Source organism: Metabacillus litoralis (assembly GCF_007994985.1).
Taxonomy (GTDB): Bacteria; Bacillota; Bacilli; order Bacillales; family Bacillaceae; genus Metabacillus; species Metabacillus litoralis.
In genome coordinates this window covers 1-896 of the sequence record NZ_VOQF01000019.1, presented here as the reverse complement: position 1 = coordinate 896, position 896 = coordinate 1, and the positions used below count along the sequence as shown (strand labels likewise).

Below are 896 nucleotides of genomic sequence, written 5' to 3'. Positions count from 1 at the left end.
CGCTTCCTTGACCTTCTTGCTTCTCCCAAGCCACAGGCTAGTAGTGCTTTTTAGTCTCTACCTCTTACACAATATCTTCGATATATATAAATTAATGGGATGATCAATCTATTTTCTTATCTTTCTCTGTACAAAAAAAAGACCAGTATCTCTACTGATCTTCTCCACTCTTTACTTGGCGACGTCCTACTCTCACAGGGGGAAACCCCCAACTACCATCGGCGCTAGAGCTTAACTTCCGTGTTCGGATTTCGGCTTGCGATAAGCGGCGAATCTCTGCGTCAGCTTGTTCATTCAGATCCTCATGTGCCAACTACGCACATTCCGGTCTTCATTCGCTACGCTTCCTTGACTTTCTTGCTTCTCCCAAGCCTCAGGCTAGTAGTGCTTTTTAGTCTACCTCATACACAATATCTTCGATATAATAAATTAATGGGATGATCATTCTATTTTCTATTATCTTTCTCTATACAAAAAAAGACCAGTATCTCTACTGATCTTTTCCACTCTTTACTTGGCGACGTCCTACTCTCACAGGGGGAAACCCCCAACTACCATCGGCGCTGAAGAGCTTAACTTCCGTGTTCGGCATGGGAACGGGTGTGACCTCTTCGCCATCATCACCAAATAAATGGTTTACGGCTTCCGATGAACTTCACATTTCTACGTCATCGATGCTCGTCAACATCCTCACGTACTGAAGTACGCTCCGGTGTCTCCTCGATCGATTCCTTGAACTGTTCGTTCCTCGAAACCCTCTTACTCTTTACAGAGTCTTCAGGAATATTATATTCCTTCAAAACTAGATAACGATTATACAATTCATTTCACTAACGTTCGCTTAAATATTTAGGTTAAGTCCTCGATCGATTAGTATCTGTCAGCTCCACACGTCA

1 rRNA gene is annotated in these 896 nt (G+C 43.0%); it reads right to left on the bottom strand.

Going from position 1 to position 896, the window contains the following annotated elements:
• Positions 1-512: 512 nt before the first annotated feature.
• Positions 513-628 (bottom strand): 5S ribosomal RNA (gene rrf, locus FS935_RS20735).
• Positions 629-896 lie beyond the last annotated feature (268 nt).